This window comes from Sphingobacterium sp. UT-1RO-CII-1 (assembly GCF_026711005.1).
In the GTDB taxonomy this organism is placed as follows: Bacteria; Bacteroidota; Bacteroidia; order Sphingobacteriales; family Sphingobacteriaceae; genus Sphingobacterium.
Genome location: NZ_JAPPVJ010000024.1, coordinates 1 through 1,074, shown reverse-complemented (window position 1 = coordinate 1,074; position 1,074 = coordinate 1). Strand labels below are relative to the sequence as shown.

At 34.9% G+C, this 1,074-nt stretch carries 4 protein-coding genes; all 4 read left to right on the top strand.

Features of this window, described 5'->3' with window-relative positions:
- On the top strand, positions 1–161 hold a 161-nt coding region (locus tag ORI89_RS19325), incomplete at its 5' end, for a DNA cytosine methyltransferase (RefSeq protein WP_442800899.1).
- Positions 161–304, top strand: a complete 144-nt coding sequence (locus tag ORI89_RS19170) for a hypothetical protein (protein ID WP_268232137.1) — start codon at positions 161–163, stop codon at positions 302–304. The genes ORI89_RS19325 and ORI89_RS19170, both read left to right, overlap by 1 nt.
- A 23-nt stretch (positions 305–327) precedes the next feature.
- Entirely contained in the window at positions 328–597 is a 270-nt protein-coding gene (locus tag ORI89_RS19165; protein WP_268232136.1) for a hypothetical protein, read from the top strand.
- 226 nt (positions 598–823) lie between these two features.
- Positions 824–1,074, top strand: a 251-nt coding sequence (locus ORI89_RS19160; protein ID WP_268232135.1) for a hypothetical protein, incomplete at its 3' end; no start/stop codon positions are given.

The following is a 1,074-nucleotide window of genomic DNA, read 5'->3' as shown; positions in this document are numbered from 1 at the left end:
AAGTCCAGGAACTAAAAGTTATCCAAGGATTCCCGTCTGATTACAAATTATACGGAAACCAATCAGATCAAAAGAAATTTATAGGGAATAGCGTAGTGCCTCATGTAGTAACAGCATGGGCAGAGGCACAAGGTTTAAAACTTTTACAACTAGCAGCATAATGGAAATATACACAGACATAGAGACAATAGAGAGTTTCATCAAATCTGAATGGGTTGATGGCAAAATCAACGACGAAGTAGCAAAGGAGTTACTTCGTCTTGCATCTGAATTAAAAGAAAAAGTAATTAATCACACCTTATAGGGCTCAAATAAAATAACAAGAATATGAAAATATTTAGAATTGATTGTGATGGTGTTATCTATCACGTATCAGGATTAGACGAAAAACAGGCAGTTGATCATTTAGTTATCTGTGAAATGCAATGGTGCGGACACCTGGAAGTTCCTGTGGATAAATGGGTAATAACAGAGGTGACAGAACCGTTTGAAATAACCTACGATGAGGCAGACGAAGATGGATCTATCTCTATTATGTCAGATGAGTTAATTAAAGGAGCTACAAGACCCGATGTGTTGTGTTGTAGTGAGTGGTAGATATTTACAGAATTAAAAAAATGACACAATACCAATTAAGAAAAGCTTTGGAGAATAACGACTATATCCTTGTAAGAGCATGGGATGGTCGAACGATGGGTGTAAACTGCAAGGTTTTAAACCTCAATCTTAAAAAAAAGGAATACGCACCAGAGTTTGATTCAAAATTTGCATCGTTTACCAGGATAACATTTCAAGAATACATTTCACTTAAAAAACCTTTTTTATGAAACACATAGAATTTACAACTACAAAAGGCGACTTCCTTGTAATAGAGGATGATTGTATGGATTATGATGCAATTCATGATTCCAAATTCAAGCATGCCTTATATCAGCTTATCGGCGGAATTCAAGACATCACCGAAGAACAGGCTAATGATATTATTAAATTTGGTCATTATTGCCCTCATAATTATACATATCATAAAGGATATTGGGATGTTGAAACAAACACATTTAAAGAGCATAATACAGC